Here is a 15862-nt window from a genome sequence, read left to right as displayed (position 1 = left end):
GACAAACACACATCCATTTTGTGTGAGGAATCATCGGTGGCAAACGAGCAGACTTATCAAGCGTTAGCAGTGGATACCCTGGCCCAGCGGCTAGGCGGTGTGGAGGTAGTCGCCAGCCGTGTGGGTGGCAACCCCGCCGAGTGGCACATCCGTGAGGTGGGCGATGGCAACCTCAATCTGGTGTTTATCGTGACAGGCAGCACTGGCAGCGTGGTGGTCAAGCAGGCGCTGCCCTATGTGCGCATGGTGGGCGAGAGCTGGCCGCTGCCGCTCTATCGCGCCCATTTCGAGTATTACGCCTTAGTGCGTCAAGCCAAGCGCGCACCGGGCGTGGCCCCCGAGGTGTACTACTTCGATAAGCCCCAGGCATTGATCGTGATGGAGTATCTGTACCCCCATGTGATTCTGCGGCGCAAGCTGATCAGCGGCGAACGCGTGGCGGAGCTGGGCGCTACTCTGGGTGAGTTTTGTGCGCGCACGGCGTTTCGCGGCTCTGAGCTTTCCATGGCTAGCCCGGATAAGAAAGCTGATGTCGGGCTGTTCTCTGGCAACGTGGCGATTCCGGCGATCACCGAATCGCTGGTGTTTACCGACCCCTACTACGGCGCGGAGATGAACCGCCACACGCCCGAGCTATCGCCCGTGGTGGACGAGCTGCGCCGCAACGCGCGCCTGAAAGCCAAGGTGCAGCGGCTGCTGATGAAGTTCACCGCCAACACCGAGACCATGCTGCACGGCGACCTGCACTCCGGCTCCATCATGGCCACCGACACCAGCGTGCGCGTCATCGACCCTGAATTTTCCCAGTACGGACCCATGGCGTTCGACTTGGGCATGGCGGTAGCCAACTTCTTCATGGCCTACTTTAGCCAGCCCGCCCACCGTAAAGAAGGTGACCTGGAGGAGTATCAAGCGTGGATTTTAGAAGTGATCACCGATTGCTTTACCCGCTTCGATGAGGAGTTTCGCCACCTCTGGCAAACCGAACGCACCGGCATTCTGTTCCCCAGAGCGCTGTTCGAAGAGCAGGGCAACAGCGCCGACGACGCCTGCGACGCGCTGCTGGAAGAGATCCGTGAAGATGCGCTGGCCTACTGCGGCATCGAAATGCACCGCCGCGTGCTGTCGCTTGCCCACAATGCCGACTTCGAAGAGATCGAAGACACCGCCCTGCGCGCCAAACTGGAAGCACGCAACGTGCTGATGGGCCAAGCGCTGATCATGGAGCCGAAAGCTTACTGCGATCTCAACGCGTTGGTAGAGCTGGCCAAAACGTTCAACCAGAAAGCAGTGTTGTAGGAAGAGGTTATTAACGACAGAACGGCGATGTGAGAAGGCCGGGACAGACCGTAGCGGGGGTCTTTCGCCATGGCCGGAAATAGCTCCATGCTATTCCGGCATTCTCGCCATCCATGGCGGTCAGATGGCGAAAGTAGCGCCCATGGATGGGTTCACAGCGCCCCCGCATAGGTGTGTACCGGCCTGGGATCAGTCTTTTTTATTCAAAGCTGATCTAAACGATCAAACTTCCCGGCGATGTCGCTGTCGGTCCAGTGGGGCACCCAGCCTTCCACGTTGTCGAAGAAGCGCAGCGCGGTGAACTCCGGTTCTGGGCCCATATCGAACCAGTGCGGGGTATTGGCAGGCACGCTGATCAGGTCGTTGCGGGTGCAGAGCACCTGATACACCTTGTCGTCGATATGCAGGCAGAACAACCCTTGGCCCTTCACGAAAAAGCGCACTTCGTCTTCATGGTGGCGGTGCTCGTTCAGGAACTTCTGACGCATCGCCTCTTTGTCCGGGTGGGTGGGCACCATGTGCAGCACGTCGACGGTTTGGTAGCCGCCCTTGGCTTTGACCCGGACGATGTCTTCCTGATAGAGCGCCAGAATCTCCTCCTGGGTGGCATCGTCGGCAATCTCGCCCGGCGCTGCCCAGCGCTCAAATAGAATGCCTACCCGGTTCAGCTCAGCGGTAATTTGCTCGCCGTCCGTGGTGTCCAGCAGCGCATCATTAGGATGTTGATCGGCAAAGACTTTCAGTTGGGACATAAAGACGCTCCTAAGAGGTAAGGGGTGAACATAGCCGTTAAAGGGCAATGTCAGCAAAGCTTTCGACACAGGCGTGTACAGTGCCTGCCTGAGTACCTTCGCGCACGAGTTGTAAGGTTTGCATACCCGCCTGCTTGGCTGCATCTAGTTCTTCGACCACATCCGACAGGAACAGTATCGACTCTGCAGGTAGATCGAGCGCTTCGACAATGCGCTGATAGGCCACGGCCTCGCGCTTATGGCCAATGTGCGTGTCGAAGTAGCCGCTGAACAGCGGGGTCAAATCACCTTCGTCGCTGTAGCCAAACAGCAGTTTCTGCGCCTGCACAGAGCCTGACGAGTACACATACAGCGCCACGCCTTCGGCCTGCCACTGGCGCAGCGCCGGAACGACATCTGCGTATAAATGGCCAGTGAAGTCGCCGCGCTGGTAGCCGTCGGCCCACACCATGCCCTGCAGGGCTTTGAGTGGCGTCACTTTCTGGTCGGTGTCGATCCAGTGCAGCAGCGTAGCAATTACCGCTTCCAACGTGGCGTAGCCGTCCTGTATGACATTGCGCACGGCGTCGATCTGCTCGGCCACCGCCGGTGCTTCTGCGTTCTCGCGCAGAAAGTCAGGCAACTTGGCGTAGGCATAGGGGAACAGCACTTTGTGAACGAAGTTGATATCGGTGGTGGTGCCTTCGATATCGGTCACGATGGCGCGAACGGTTGATTGACTCATTGGGTCCACCGGTTCTCTTCCAGTACACAGGCAAGTAAGAATTCGATTGCTTCCAGATGGCGGCGGCAGCTGGCGATACTGTCGCCCACGGCGTAAATACCGTGGCCCGCGACCAAAAAGCCCCAGGGCATCGGCCAGCCTTGGCGAACGTGCTTGGCTAACTCCTCCATATCCTGGGAGTTGGGCACCACCGGCAGGCGAATGGTGGCGTCATGGGTCACGTTGCCCGCCAGCGCCTTTTGCATCTCGAAGCCGCTCAGCTCAATGCCGTCGGGAAAGCGCCGCGATAGCACGGTGCTGGCCACGGTATGGGTGTGCAGCACGCAGTGAATGCTTGGGTCTAGCCGGTACAGCGCGGCGTGTAGGTCACTTTCGGCGCTGGGTTTGCCGTTGCCTTCCAGCACACGGCCTTCCAGGTCGCACAGCAGCAGATCATCCGCCTGGATACGGGTTTTATCCCGCCCGGAGGCGGTGACTAAATAACCCGCCTCGGTACGCGCGGAAAAGTTGCCGCCGGTGGCGGGCGTCCAGCCTTGCTGCGCCGCCCAGGAGATGGCGTCCAGCAGTTCGGTGTGTAAGGTGTTCATCGGGTCAGCATCGCCTCGTCTAGTGGCGGCCATTCTATATGATAAGCTTCGCGCCTGATAAGCCGTGCCGCCGTTCTGCTTGCCCCATTATCAAGGAGCCCCTCATGGTCAATTTACAGTCACGCAGTTTACGGGTGTATGCCGACTCGCTTGAGTATTTGGACCAAACCCGGCTACCCCAGGCCGAAGAGTGGGTGCGCTGCGACTCCCCCGAGGCGTGGCAGCACGCGGTTAAACACCTCGCCATTCGCGGCGCGCCATTGATTGGTTTGAGCGCTGCTTTCGTGCTGGCCCAGTACGCCGCTCGCCATCCCGAATCCGAGTGGCAAGCCGTCAGCGACCGCTTGCGGGCAACGCGACCCACTGCAGTGAACCTGATGTACTGCCTGGACGCCATGGAAGCCTGTTTTGCCCAGGGCGCTGACGCCTTGGCCGAACGAGCCAAGGCGCTGTTTGAAGAGGACCGCGCGCTGTGCCAACGCATGGCCGAGCGTGGCGCTGACTTGCTGGCATCCAGCGACCGCGTGCTGACCCACTGCAACACCGGTGCGCTGGCTACGGCCGGTGTGGGCACCGCGATTGGCGCGTTGGCCATCGCCAAACAACGCGGCATAGATCTGCATGTCTATGTCGATGAAACCCGTCCGCTGCTCCAGGGTGGGCGTTTAACCGCGTGGGAAATGGCCGATTTAGGCATTCCCTACCAGCTAATCACCGACAGCATGGCGGCCAGCTTAATGGCAGCGGGCAAGGTGGATAAGGTGATGGTCGGCGCGGACCGCATCTGCGCCAACGGTGACTTTGCCAACAAAGTGGGCACCTACATGCTGGCGGTGGCGGCACACTACCATCAGGTGCCGTTCTATGTGGTCGCCCCTTACACCACGGTCGACCCCGCCTGCGCGACCGGCGCGGCGATTCCCATCGAGCAGCGCGATGGCGCGGAAGTGCGCGGAGCCGCAGGCGCGTTTGGCGAGGTGGTGTGGGCACCCAGCGATGCGCCGGTGTGGAACCCGGCGTTCGACGTGACGCCCGCCAAGCTGGTCACCGCCTGGATTCTGGATACCGGCGTGTTCGACTCAGCGGCGATTGCACGGGGCGAGCATCTGCGGGGATGGCGCTAGGCTTTTACGAAAACAGCCTACGCTCGCCGACTTTTCGTAAAAAGCCTAACCCTTAGCAGCCATGGACGCCCGCACGCAGTGTAGAACCGGGTAATCAATACGGCCTTCCAGCGCTTCAAACACCACTTTCAACCCCTGCCCGGGAAACTGCTCAAAAGCCGCGCGAATCTGCGCCAGGGTCGCTGGGTCCAGGTTGACCACCTCTTCCAGTGCCAGTTCGCTGCCTTGAATGGCATCGCTCAAATGGCGGTACACGGTATTGGCGACCAGCCCGCGCTGCTCGGCGACCTGTTCCGGCGTTAGCCCTTGGCGCAGTAGCGCGGCAGATTCAAGAGCGCTGCTGCCCACAGGGGCGCTAGCGGCAGGCTCATCAGGATGCGCCAGAACCACCGCCAGAAAGCCTTCGCCATAATCCTCCAGCTTGCGTGCGCCGATGCCCGAGATGGTGCCCAGCGCCTGCAGCGTTTGCGGCTTTTGCTCTACCAGCTCGGCCAGGGTGGCGTCGTTGAAAATCACGTAGGCGGGTACGCCCTGGGCATCGGCGAGCGCCTTGCGATGCTGGCGCAGCGCTTCCCACAGTACGCCGTGGCCCTTGGCAGCGGAGGCGCCCTTACTGCTGCGCCGCGCGGGCTTGCTGGGTTTGCGAAGGGTGAGACTCTGCTCGCCGCGCAGTATGGGCTTGGCGTTGGCGGTGAGCTTGATGCCGCCATGGCCCTCCATATCCACGCTTAAAAAACCGCTGGCGATCAGCTGGCGGAACAGCGCTTTCCACTCGCTGGCGGTGAGCTCTGTGCCAATGCCGAACGTACTCAAACTGTCATGACCGAAGCGGCTGATACGTTCGTTGCGCTTGCCCAGCAGCACATCCACCAAGTAAGTGACGCCGAAGCGCTGCTCGGTGCGGTAGACACATGACAGCGCCTTCTGTGCAGCCACCGTGGCCTCCCAAGTGTCAGGCGGGGTGAGGCAGTTGTCGCAGTTGCCGCAGGGCTCGTCTAATGAATCGCCGAAGTAGTGGAGCAGCGCCTGACGGCGGCAGCTAATGATCTCGCAGAGCCCCAGCATGGCGTCGAGCTTTTGCTGCTCGATGCGCTTTTGCTGGTCGGCGGCACCGTAGTCTTGCTGCATCTGACGCAGAGTGATCACGTCCTGAAGCCCGTAGGCCATCCAGGCATCGGCGGGCAGCCCGTCGCGTCCGGCGCGGCCGGTTTCCTGATAGTAGGCTTCGATGCTTTTGGGCAGGTTGAGGTGTGCCACAAAGCGCACGTCCGGTTTGTCGATGCCCATGCCGAAAGCGATGGTGGCGACGATCACCACGCCGTCTTTGCGCAGAAAGCGGGTTTGGTGCTGCTGGCGCTGCTCGGCGGGCAGCCCGGCGTGGTAGGGCAGCGCGGTCAACCCCTGGCGAGCCAGCCAAGCGGCGGTTTCCTCCACCTTGCGGCGAGAAAGACAGTACACAATGCCCGCCTCGCCGTCGTGATGCTCACGGATGAAACTCAGCAGCTGCTCTTTGGCATTGCCCTGATTTTCAGCGATATGGTAGCGAATGTTGGGCCGATCGAAGCCGTTGTTGTAGAGCGCGGCGTCCTGAAGCTGTAGGTGCTCCATGATGTCGTGCCGGGTAGGCACATCGGCGGTGGCGGTGAGCGCGATGCGCGGCACGTTAGGAAAGCGCTGGTGCAGGTGGGAGAGCTGGCGATACTCTGGGCGGAAATCGTGGCCCCACTGGGAAACGCAGTGGGCTTCATCGATGGCGAACAGCGCAATGTGGGTCTGCTCCAGCAGCATCTGCATGCGTGCCGTTGCCAGCCGCTCGGGCGCGACGTAGAGAAGATCCAGCTCGCCCGCGCGCAGGCGGTTTTCCACGTCCATCGCCTCATGCATTTCGAGGCTGGAGTTGAGGTAGGCGGCGCGCACCCCGTTCTGAATCAGCGCGGCCACCTGATCCTGCATCAACGCGATGAGCGGCGAGACCACAATCGCGGTGCCTTCACGTAGCAGCGCAGGGATCTGATAGCACAGCGATTTACCGCCGCCAGTGGGCATCAGCACCAACGCATCGCCTCCGGCCATCACATGCTCAATGATGGCCTGCTGCGGGCCACGAAAGTGGTCGTAGCCAAAGACCTCCTGCAGTACCTTGAGGGCTGCCGAGTCGCCGTGCATCGCTGCTCTCCTTGTCGTGTGCGTGAAGGAACGGGGTTAAGGAGAGTAAGCCGTCGCCTTACCCATCCGCCCTAATCCGCTCAACAATCTCCGCCAACGCATTTTCTGCCTGGTCATTATCAACTTGGCAAGTGCCCGCATTCAGATGGCCGCCGCCGCCGTAGCTTAGGCACAGTTCGCCCACGTTGGTGTTGCTGGAGCGGTTGAGGATCGATTTACCAATCGCCAGCACGGTGTTCTGCTGCTTGAGCCCCCACATCACGTGAATTGAGATATTGCAGTCGGGGTACATGGCGTAGATTACGAAGCGGTTGGTTGCGTAGATGGTTTCCTCGTTGCGTAGATCCAACACCACCACGTTGCCGTGTACTGTCGCGCAGCGCTCGATTTGCTCCTTTGCTAATTGCTCGTGCTCACGGTAAAGCGTGGTGCGCTCCTGCACATCGTCAAGGGCGAGGATTTCATCGATGGTGTGCTCGCGGCAGTAGTCGATCAGCTTCATCATCAGCTGATAGTTGGAGATGCGGAAGTCGCGGAAGCGTCCCAGGCCCGTGCGGGCGTCCATGATGAAGTTCAGCAGTACCCAGCTCTGCGGGTTGAGAATTTCGTCTTTGTTGAACTGGGCAGAGTCGCTCTTATCGACGGCTTCCATCATATCGTCCCAGCGTGCGGGGAAGACCTCGTGGCCGCCGTAGTACTCCCATACCACGCGGGCAGCGGAAGGGGCGTCTGCATTAATGATGTGGTTGTCGGCACGCTCAACGTTGCGCACTGTTTCGCTTAGGTGGTGGTCGAACGCTAGGTGGCAGCCGGGCACATAGGGCAGGTTGGTGGTGATGTCGTTGGCATCGATAGCAATTTTGCCATCCTGCATGTCCTTCGGGTGCACGAAGGTGATTTCATCAATAAGCCCTAAGTGCTTGAGCAGGGCACCGCATACCAAACCATCAAAATCGCTGCGGGTAACTAAACGAAACGTGGGTGTTTGTTGCGTAGGCATTTGTTTTCTCGACACGGTGAATAGTCATCAAAAGATACCAGCAGTTATCGAGGGTTAAAATAAGCCCTTGATAATCGGCTGCGTTTAATCAAGCGCAATAGCTCACTAGGCAAATAGGCTATGGTAAAAGCAATGTTTCACTAACACGAATACCCTACAAGGACGTTGCTAACGTGTTTACCTGGCAAGAAGTGCCACGCCTGCCCCGTGCGGAAGGGCGTATAGACGCCATAGACCTCGCCCGTGGTATAGCGATTGGGCTGATGATTCTCAGCCATACGGTGAGTGGGCTGATTGGAATACGCAACGTCCCCGATTGGGGCATGGTGCCCGTCCATTTTCTCACTAAGTTCTCTTCTTCCCTGTTCATCCTGGTCTTCGGGATTGCGCTAGCCGTGGCCTTTTTAGCGTCTACCCAAACAGAGGCGTGGCCAAAACGGCGGCTAAAACTATGGGTGCGCGCGGTTGAAGTGTGGTTTTGGTACAAGGCGTTGACGGTCGTCGAGATGCTGCCCTATTACGCCCCAGGCGATATTGTTGATGCGCTGCTTTATCAGCGCTTTGCGATTTGGGTAGAAATCCTCGGTTTTTACGCCATCGCCCTGCTGTGGGTGCCGCTGGTACTTCCATTATGGGCACGTACACCGCTGTGGGGGCGGTGTGCGCTTATTATTAGCTTAACCACGCTCTCCGCTTGGCTGCAGGGGCTGAGCTTTGGCGGTAACGACACCTTAAAAGCGCTGCTGGTGGACCATGAAGACCATTACACCTGGGGCCAGCTCAGCCGCGCGCCTTTGATCTTGGCGGGCCTGCTAATCGGTGAAGCCTTGCTGCGCTGCTATTTTGATACGGCGCTGAGGCGAAAGCTGGTGCTGGCGCTGGTGGGCGTAGGGGCTGTCATGGTCGCCGCGTTCTATGGCTTGGCCTTTGCCGAAGGCGATGTTTCTGCTGCGATGCTGGCGGTGGCGAATAACGACGGCAAGCACCCGCCTGGGCTGAAATTCACGCTGTACAGCGTGGGCGGCGCGCTGGTTATTTTAGGCGCTGCACTCGCTGGTGGAGCTACGGCAGCCAAGGCGCTACGGCCATTAACGATGGTAGGGAGCGACGCGCTCAAAGCGTTTATTTTCCATATTGTGATGATTTTTCTGGTGCTGCGTTTTCTGCTGGAAGGCGAAGGCATGTACACCTATCCACAGGCGCTTGGTGTGGGTGGGCTGTTAATTCTTGGAGCCGCGTTGTGGATTTGGCTAACGCGCTGGATCGCCCGTTACAATTGACCTCCTTCCCTCCCTCAGCTTCTTAGGAAGCTGCCGCCTGAGGCGGAAAGGAAGGGGATTCCCTGGTTGTCGCCTTCCAGGTTCCTGCTTCGCTGTCCGTTGCCTTCAATGCCTTGGCATTGCCGGTCTTACACAAACTCAACAGGCGTCAATTCCCGAGGGCCCCTCGGTATTTGCTGCAACTCTCGGCACCGGCGAGTAGCGCGGTGCCGGCTTGTAGGATGTTTCGAGCGGCATTGAGGTCACGGTCAATGCCCTGGGTACCGCAGCCTGGGCAATCCCAGACGCGCACATTGAGCGGCAGTGCCACCCGCACAAAGCCGCAGCCATGGCAGCGTTTGCTGCTGGGGTACCAGCGGTCGATCTGGACGAACTGCCGTCCCGCCCACGCCGCTTTGTACTCAAGCTGGCGAACCAACTCCCCCCAGCCGACATCGCTGATCGCTTTGGAAAGGTGACGGTTTTTAACCAGGTGCTTCACCTGCAAACTCTCCGCCGCGATCACTTGGTTGTCGTTCACGATCTGGCGGGTGAGTTGATGCAGGTGGTCACGCCGAGTATCGGCAATCTTGGCATGGCATTTAGCCACTTTTAGCCGCGCCTTGGCACGGTTATTCGAACCTTTTTGCTTACGGCTCAATTGCCGCTGCGCCCGCGCCAGCTTGCGCGCATAGCGTGCCGTATGGCGGGGATTGTTGACCCGCGGACCCTCGCTGGTGACGAATAGGTCTTTCAGCCCCAGGTCGATACCGACCATCTTGGGCGTGATCGGCAGCGCTTCAGTGTCCACTTTGCACAGGCAGCTAATGAAGTAACGACCGGCGCGGTCTTTGGAAACGGTCACCGTGCTGGGTGCTGAGGGCAGGTCGCGGCTCCAGCGGATGTTGAGCGGTTCGCGGCACTTGGCCAGCGTGATCTGGCCATTGCGGTACGAAAACGCCGAACTGGCAAAGGTTGCTGACTGCCGGTGTTTCTTGGATTTAAAGTGGGGGTAGCGTGCCCGCTTGGCAAAGAAGTGTTTGAACGCGGTTTGCTGATGGCGTAAGCATTGCTGCAACGGCACCGAACTAACCTCGGTTAGAAAGGCGGTGTCCGGCTGCTTCTTGAGTTGCGTCAGGAACGCACTGGCGTCGTGATAGCCGATTTTCTCCTGGCGCTGATAGAATGCATCGGTGCGATAGCGCAGTACGGCATTCCACACAAACCGGACGCACCCGAACGTCCGCGCCAGCAGGGTTGCCTGCTCGGGCGTCGGATAGAAACGGTATCTGTAGGCGCGCTCGGTTGTCATGGCTTACACATTAGCCATCTAGCGGTAAGGAAACAAGGCGTCCTGGCGGACGCCGCGCTATCCATCCGCTCACTAAAAGTAAGCGGTTTTCCGCGCTGACTGATAACCCGCCACTCGCCGCGGTAGGAGGTAAGGTTGCGACATCTTCAACGCTGGCTAGCCGCAGCGCTGCTGTGCGCTTTATTGCCAGCCAGCGCGGCGGTATTGGCAAGTACGAACTGGTACTACGAGGTCGATAAACAGAGCCCTTGGCAAGGCGATCTAGATGTGCGAATAAGCGCCATTGAAGAAGTATTTGGCGGCGCGCTAGGTGTTTATGTTCAGAACCTCGCAACAGGCGAGGCGTACTCCTGGCAGGCAGACGACCCCTGGTATTTGGCCTCGCTGATTAAAGTGCCCGTAGCGGCTCAGGTGCTGGCTGAGCGCCAAGCTGGCTCGCTCTCTCTGGATGATCGTCTTACATTGGCACGCAGCGACTTTGTCGATGGCGCCGGGCCGGTCAACTGGCACGACCCCGGCACGCCCATTTCGATTCGTTATTTGCTTGAGCAGATGCTCACCGTCAGCGATAACACCGCCACGGATATGCTGATAGACCGTGTGGGCTTGGACGCCGTGAATGCCCGCGCCCGCCGCATGGTCGCCGCCAGCAACGGCCAGCCGGAGCACCTTGGTCCCATCAGCAAGCTGGTGGAAGTGCGCCAGGGTGTATATGGCCAGTTACATCCCGAGGCTCGCCAACTGGGCGGGTTAGATTTTATCGCCCTGCGCCAACACCGTGTGAACCAGCGCCCGGCCGCCTTAGCGCGCACATTGGGCATGGGTGAAGGGAGCTTCGAACAGCCCGACTACGACCACGCCTTCGATGCCTACGAAGCCACCGGTGAAAACGTGGGCACGCTGCGCGCCTATGGCGACCTGCTGGCCAGCCTGCATCACGGTGGTATGGAGGATGTGAATGCCGAACAGCGCCAAACGCTGCTGGCGATCATGCAGCGAACTAAATCTGGCGAGCGGCGCTTGAAACAAGGCATGGGCAGCGAGTTCACCTTTGCGCACAAAACAGGCACGCAGCACCGGCGAAGCTGCGATGCCGGTATTGCATCGCGTGCCTCTCAAGCAGGTGACGCCGCCAATGGCCCCTGGGTCATCGTGGCGTGTACTCGTGGGCCGCTCTCGGTGCAGGCCCATGAGCGTGCCCTGGCGAGTGTGGGCGAAGCGCTGCGTTATAGCGGTGCCTTGGGTCACGACTAGCAGCGAGCGTGATAAACTGGCCTACCGTATTGGGTTTTTTGATTAAGGAGTTCGTTATGGCACGTGCCAGCGCCCGTCATATTTTGGTAAGCAGTGAAGAGCAGTGCAACGCACTGAAACAAGAGATCGAAAACGGCCGTGACTTCGCGGACGTGGCCAAGCAGCACTCCAGCTGCCCCTCCGGCCGTCAGGGCGGCGACCTGGGTAGCTTTGGCCCCGGCCAAATGGTGCCAGAATTCGACAAAGTCGTCTTCAGCGGTGAGCTCAACAAGGTTCACGGGCCGGTACAGACTCAGTTTGGCTATCACTTGCTCGAAATCACCAGCCGCACTTAATACCTTTTAAAGGCCGTCATGCACCGCGGCAGCCATGTCGCGGTGCCATTGGCATCGCGCTGCGCCGGTTCTGCGCTGGCCCGCGATGTAAGGAGCACGCCTTGAACGACCCCATCATTACCATCGATGGCCTGAATAAAACCTACGAAGGTGGCTTTCAGGCGCTCACCCGCGTGGATTTAACCATCCAGCGCGGCGAAATTTTTGCACTGCTCGGCCCGAATGGGGCGGGTAAAACTACCTTGATCAGCTTGGTATGTGGCTTGGTCAATCCCAGCGAAGGTCATGTCATTGTCGACGGCTTCGATAGCGTGCGCGATTACCGCCAAGCCCGCGAGCGGATTGGTCTTGTGCCGCAAGAGCTCACCAATGAAGCGTTCGAAACGGTCTGGAACACGGTGAGCTTCAGCCGTGGCCTGTTTGGTAAGTCCCCCAACCCCGCCCATATCGAAAAAGTGCTCAAGTCACTCTCGCTGTGGGATAAACGCTACAACCGCCTGATGACCCTCTCCGGCGGTATGAAGCGGCGGGTGCTGATTGCCAAGGCACTTTCCCACGAGCCACGCATTCTGTTTTTGGATGAGCCGACCGCCGGGGTGGATGTCGAGCTACGGCGGGATATGTGGAACGTGGTGCGCGGGCTGCGGGACGATGGGGTGACGATCATTCTCACCACCCACTACATTGAAGAAGCCGAAGAGATGGCCGACCGCATAGGCGTCATCAATCGCGGCGAGATCGTGCTGGTGGAAGAGAAAGCCGCGCTAATGAAAAAGCTGGGCAGCAAGCAGCTCACTCTGCAGCTACACAGCCCGCTAACGGAGTTGCCGCCTGCGCTGGCGCAGGAAGAACTCAGCTTAACCGCCGACGGCTATGAGCTGGTCTACACCTACGATGGCCGCCAGGAAGAGGAGGGGCGTGGGATCTCTACCCTGTTAACGCAGCTAGAGCAGGCGGGGATCAGCTTTAAAGATCTACACACCCGGCAGAGCTCGCTGGAAGATATCTTCGTGGACCTGGTGAAGGAGCGCTCATGAACCTCTATCCCGTTCGTGCGATTTATATGGCGGAAATGGCCCGCACTCGCCGCACGCTGCTACAGAGCGTTGTCTCACCGGTGATCTCTACCTCGCTCTACTTTGTGGTGTTTGGCGCGGCGATTGGCTCGCGGATTACCGAAATTGGCGGGGTGAGCTACGGTGCGTTTATCGTCCCTGGTTTGATTATGCTGATGCTGCTGACCCAGAGCGTCTCGAATGCCTCGTTTGGCATCTTTTTTCCCAAGTTCTCCGGCAGCATCTATGAGATTTTGTCGGCACCGATCTCCTATTTGGAGATTGTCGTGGGCTACGTAGGGGCGGCGGCCTCGAAATCGATACTGCTAGGGCTGATCATCCTCGGCACGTCCAGCTTCTTTGTGCCGCTTGAGATCGCCCACCCGTTCTGGATGCTGACGTTTCTGGTGCTGACCGCCGTCACCTTTAGCCTGCTGGGCTTTATCATCGGCATCTGGGCAGATGGCTTCGACAAGCTGCAGCTCGTGCCGCTGCTGGTGATTACCCCACTCACGTTCCTGGGCGGCAGCTTCTACTCCATCGATATGCTGCCTCCGTTTTGGCAGAGCGTGACCCTGGCGAATCCGGTGGTGTATCTCGTCAGCGGTTTCCGCTGGAGCTTCTACGGCATTAGCGATGTCAGCTTAGGAGCTAGCGTGGCGATGATTTTGCTGTTTTTGGCGGCCAGTCTTGCCACCATTGCCTGGATTTTCCGCACCGGTTACCGCTTAAAGCCCTGATGCTGAAGTGACCTCTTCGACGTTTTTATAAAGGTAATGTCTGTTTATGCCGCTACTGCAAAGTACTGTTTACCGCCTTGAGCCATCTCTCGATGGCGAACGCTTAAGTGTCACTGCCCCGCCTGCGGAAGCGGAAGCTGCCGGCGATGACGCGGTGATGGCCAGTCTAGTGAATGCGCTAAACGACACCTACAACACCAAAGCGAAGGGCTGGGGGCGCTTTGCCGAGCAGGGAGAGCAGGCCGGGCCGCTGGTGGCGTGGCTCACGGCGTATCAAGCCGACGAGCAAACCTTTGCCCAACTGGCGAACGCGATGGCCGAGCGACTGGCCCAAACGCTGCAGGGGCAGCTCTCCGTTGGCGGTTACTTGGTCATCGCTCATCTACAACAGGGCGATACGGAAACGCTGCTGATGGCCCTCATTCACCAGCGGGAAGGTATCGGCTTTAACGACGCGCACCAAGCGGTGCCCGCCGCCCAACTGAACACGAGCCAACTCACCCTGGCAGCCCGCATCAACCTGACCCAGTGGCAGAGCGGTGGGGAAAGTACCCAGTACGTCTCGTTTCTAAAAGACCGGGGCGGTAAAAAGCTCGCCGATGGCGTAGCGGCGCTGCTGGGCATGGAGGAGGGCATTGATGCCCCCGCCGAAACCCGCACGCTGCTGAAAGCCTTTAGCGACTACGTCGAAAAAGAGGACCTGGACGACGACGCCAGCCGGGAAAAAACCGATACCCTGGTCGATTACGCCAACGAGCAGCTGCGCCGTGGTGAACCGATGACGCTGGAAGAGCTCTCTGGGCTTGTGGATGAGAAGCAGCCCAAGGCGTTTTACGACCATATTCGCAACGCCGACTACGGCCTTTCGCCGGAAATCCCGCCAGATAAACGTACTATCAGCCAGTTTCGTCGCTTCACCGGGCGCTCTGGAGGCGTCTCGATCAGCTTTGATTCACACCTGCTGGGTTCCAGCATTGAGTATGACGAAACCCAGGATCGGCTGATCATCAAGCAAGTGCCCAAACAGCTCAAAGAGCAGCTTGCCAAGCGGAAAGAGTAAACGGCGAGGCCTAGGGCGGCACTCTTAAGGTGTCGTGTAGTCCTAGGTTAGCCACTGATATGAGGAGACCGCCGTGCTGGATGCCATTCACTCTTTCTTCCAACAGGTACTTTCCGTGCCTGAACAGCGTGATAACAAAACGCTCACCCTAGAGCTAGCGTCGGCAGCGCTGCTGTGTGAAGTGATGCGCGCCGATTACGACAACAGTGATGAAGAGCGCGCGGCGCTGAAGCAAATGCTGATGGCGCGCTATCGGCTCAACGAGCAAGATGTCAGCGAGTTAATGGCACTGGCAGAGGCGGAGGTCGACGACGCGGTGGATCACTATCAGTTCGTCAGCCTGATCAAACAGCACTATGGTTACGAGCAGCGCCTGGAACTGGTCAATTTAATGTGGCAACTGGCCTGGGCCGACGGCACGCTGGATCCTCTCGAAGAGCATCGGATTCGTCGGCTGGCAGATCTGCTGCATGTCAGCCATAGCGACTTTATTCGCAGCAAGCTTAACCAGTCACCGGAAGAACCCTCTTTCAATCACGACACCCACGGCAAAGGAGCGCCGAAACGCCCATGAGTAATACGCAGGAAGCGACGAACTTAACCGAGCTGATCCATACCATGGAGAAGATGGAGGGGGAAAAATCCCAGGTCAGCGTGGATGACGTGGTACACGCGGTGGGGAGGCGCTCGTTTGGGCCGCTGCTGCTATTAGCGGGGTTGATTACCCTGGCCCCCATCCTGGGCGATATCCCTGGCATGCCGACGCTGATGGCCTCCCTGGTACTGCTAACGTCGGTGCAGTTATTAATCGGGCGAGAAACGTTCTGGCTGCCCGGATGGTTGCTTAACCGCTCCCTCTCCCGGAAGAAGTTCGATAAAGCGCTGCACTACATGAAAAAGCCCGCTAAGTGGGTAGATAGCTTGTTGGGTGTGCGCTTGGCTTGGATGACCGGCTACATCGGGATTAGGGTAACGGCCGTTGCCTGCCTGCTCGTGGCCCTGGCGATGCCGCCGATGGAGTTTATTCCGTTCAGCGCTAACGGTGCCGGGCTTGCGCTCACGCTGTTTGGGCTGGGGCTGGTGGCCAGAGATGGCCTGATGCTGGCGCTGGGGTTTTTGCTTACCGGCGTGACCTTCACGGTAGTAGTGATGAATCTCATCTAATGCTTTACTAGGCACTTTCGCTATTGCCGTA

At 59.0% G+C, this 15862-nt stretch carries 16 protein-coding genes; 10 read left to right on the top strand and 6 right to left on the bottom strand.

All coding sequences use genetic code 11. The annotated features are described in order from the left end of the window. Positions 1-36 precede the first annotated feature (36 nt). Entirely contained in the window at positions 37-1299 is a 1263-nt protein-coding gene (gene mtnK, locus BIS10_RS00180) for an S-methyl-5-thioribose kinase (RefSeq protein WP_083024971.1), read from the top strand. Between the two features lie 203 nt (positions 1300-1502). Here the strand turns inward: mtnK and BIS10_RS00175 are convergent, their stop codons facing one another. The 3 genes from BIS10_RS00175 to mtnB are packed head-to-tail and all read right to left on the bottom strand — an operon-like array spanning position 1503 to position 3362. Then, on the bottom strand, positions 1503-2051 hold the full coding sequence (locus BIS10_RS00175; RefSeq protein WP_253501106.1) for an acireductone dioxygenase: 549 nt from the start codon (positions 2049-2051) through the stop codon (positions 1503-1505). Between the two features lie 37 nt (positions 2052-2088). Further along, a complete protein-coding gene (gene mtnC, locus BIS10_RS00170; protein ID WP_253501103.1) occupies positions 2089-2775 on the bottom strand; it encodes an acireductone synthase in 687 nt (228 codons plus the stop codon). Then, complete coding sequence (gene mtnB / locus BIS10_RS00165; protein WP_253501100.1) at positions 2772-3362, bottom strand: methylthioribulose 1-phosphate dehydratase; 591 nt, start codon at positions 3360-3362, stop codon at positions 2772-2774. Before mtnB ends, mtnC begins: the two co-directional genes overlap by 4 nt. A gap of 104 nt (positions 3363-3466) precedes the next feature. Here mtnB and mtnA point away from each other — a divergent pair, with 104 nt between their 5' ends. Next, on the top strand, positions 3467-4486 hold the full coding sequence (gene mtnA, locus BIS10_RS00160) for an S-methyl-5-thioribose-1-phosphate isomerase (protein WP_253501097.1): 1020 nt from the start codon (positions 3467-3469) through the stop codon (positions 4484-4486). 45 nt (positions 4487-4531) lie between these two features. Here the strand turns inward: mtnA and recQ are convergent, their stop codons facing one another. Together recQ and BIS10_RS00150 are read right to left on the bottom strand one after the other, a co-directional pair. Beyond that, positions 4532-6652, bottom strand: coding sequence for a DNA helicase RecQ (gene recQ / locus BIS10_RS00155; protein WP_253501094.1), 2121 nt, complete (start codon positions 6650-6652; stop codon positions 4532-4534). A 58-nt stretch (positions 6653-6710) separates the two neighbouring features. Beyond that, positions 6711-7652 (bottom strand): exopolyphosphatase, encoded by a 942-nt coding sequence (locus BIS10_RS00150; protein WP_253501091.1) that lies wholly within the window; start codon positions 7650-7652, stop codon positions 6711-6713. Positions 7653-7825: 173 nt separating this feature from the next. Here BIS10_RS00150 and BIS10_RS00145 point away from each other — a divergent pair, with 173 nt between their 5' ends. Next, a complete protein-coding gene (locus BIS10_RS00145; protein ID WP_253501088.1) occupies positions 7826-8932 on the top strand; it encodes a heparan-alpha-glucosaminide N-acetyltransferase domain-containing protein in 1107 nt (368 codons plus the stop codon). Between the two features lie 148 nt (positions 8933-9080). Here BIS10_RS00145 and BIS10_RS00140 read toward each other — a convergent pair whose 3' ends face one another. After that, positions 9081-10223, bottom strand: a complete 1143-nt coding sequence (locus BIS10_RS00140; protein ID WP_253501085.1) for a transposase — start codon at positions 10221-10223, stop codon at positions 9081-9083. Positions 10224-10358: 135 nt separating this feature from the next. Here BIS10_RS00140 and BIS10_RS00135 point away from each other — a divergent pair, with 135 nt between their 5' ends. The 7 genes from BIS10_RS00135 (at position 10359) to BIS10_RS00105 (ending at position 15831) form a co-directional block, all read left to right on the top strand. Beyond that, entirely contained in the window at positions 10359-11477 is a 1119-nt protein-coding gene (locus BIS10_RS00135) for a serine hydrolase (protein WP_392567137.1), read from the top strand. A 56-nt stretch (positions 11478-11533) separates the two neighbouring features. After that, on the top strand, positions 11534-11812 hold the full coding sequence (locus BIS10_RS00130) for a peptidylprolyl isomerase (protein WP_016915098.1): 279 nt from the start codon (positions 11534-11536) through the stop codon (positions 11810-11812). A gap of 101 nt (positions 11813-11913) precedes the next feature. After that, positions 11914-12849, top strand: coding sequence for an ABC transporter ATP-binding protein (locus tag BIS10_RS00125; protein WP_253501082.1), 936 nt, complete (start codon positions 11914-11916; stop codon positions 12847-12849). Then, the gene (locus BIS10_RS00120) at positions 12846-13607 is read left to right on the top strand and encodes an ABC transporter permease (protein ID WP_054641238.1); all 762 of its coding nucleotides are present in this window, start codon (positions 12846-12848) and stop codon (positions 13605-13607) included. Before BIS10_RS00125 ends, BIS10_RS00120 begins: the two co-directional genes overlap by 4 nt. Before the next feature lie 46 nt (positions 13608-13653). Continuing rightward, entirely contained in the window at positions 13654-14667 is a 1014-nt protein-coding gene (locus tag BIS10_RS00115; protein WP_253501079.1) for a nucleoid-associated protein, read from the top strand. A 73-nt stretch (positions 14668-14740) separates the two neighbouring features. Further along, positions 14741-15241, top strand: a complete 501-nt coding sequence (locus tag BIS10_RS00110) for a TerB family tellurite resistance protein (RefSeq protein ID WP_083023499.1) — start codon at positions 14741-14743, stop codon at positions 15239-15241. After that, positions 15238-15831, top strand: a complete 594-nt coding sequence (locus tag BIS10_RS00105) for an exopolysaccharide biosynthesis protein (RefSeq protein ID WP_253501076.1) — start codon at positions 15238-15240, stop codon at positions 15829-15831. The genes BIS10_RS00110 and BIS10_RS00105 overlap by 4 nt, the downstream gene beginning before the upstream one ends. Positions 15832-15862 lie beyond the last annotated feature (31 nt).

It is taken from the genome of Halomonas sp. 707B3, assembly GCF_024158645.1.
GTDB classification, from domain to species: Bacteria; Pseudomonadota; Gammaproteobacteria; order Pseudomonadales; family Halomonadaceae; genus Vreelandella; species Vreelandella lionensis.
This window is presented reverse-complemented; position numbering and strand designations above follow the sequence as displayed.

What these genes read in the sequence shown, in the direction of transcription:
- BIS10_RS00120 (WP_054641238.1), top strand. Translation starts at nt 12,846, where the DNA reads ATGAACCTCTATCCCGTTCGTGCGATTTATATGGCGGAAATGGCCCGC.
- BIS10_RS00115 (WP_253501079.1), top strand. Translation starts at nt 13,654, where the DNA reads ATGCCGCTACTGCAAAGTACTGTTTACCGCCTTGAGCCATCTCTCGAT.
- BIS10_RS00105 (WP_253501076.1), top strand. Translation starts at nt 15,238, where the DNA reads ATGAGTAATACGCAGGAAGCGACGAACTTAACCGAGCTGATCCATACC.
- mtnB (WP_253501100.1), bottom strand. Translation starts at nt 3,362, where the DNA reads ATGAACACCTTACACACCGAACTGCTGGACGCCATCTCCTGGGCGGCG.
- BIS10_RS00130 (WP_016915098.1), top strand. Translation starts at nt 11,534, where the DNA reads ATGGCACGTGCCAGCGCCCGTCATATTTTGGTAAGCAGTGAAGAGCAG.
- mtnC (WP_253501103.1), bottom strand. Translation starts at nt 2,775, where the DNA reads ATGAGTCAATCAACCGTTCGCGCCATCGTGACCGATATCGAAGGCACC.
- BIS10_RS00140 (WP_253501085.1), bottom strand. Translation starts at nt 10,223, where the DNA reads ATGACAACCGAGCGCGCCTACAGATACCGTTTCTATCCGACGCCCGAG.
- BIS10_RS00150 (WP_253501091.1), bottom strand. Translation starts at nt 7,652, where the DNA reads ATGCCTACGCAACAAACACCCACGTTTCGTTTAGTTACCCGCAGCGAT.
- mtnA (WP_253501097.1), top strand. Translation starts at nt 3,467, where the DNA reads ATGGTCAATTTACAGTCACGCAGTTTACGGGTGTATGCCGACTCGCTT.
- recQ (WP_253501094.1), bottom strand. Translation starts at nt 6,652, where the DNA reads ATGCACGGCGACTCGGCAGCCCTCAAGGTACTGCAGGAGGTCTTTGGC.
- BIS10_RS00175 (WP_253501106.1), bottom strand. Translation starts at nt 2,051, where the DNA reads ATGTCCCAACTGAAAGTCTTTGCCGATCAACATCCTAATGATGCGCTG.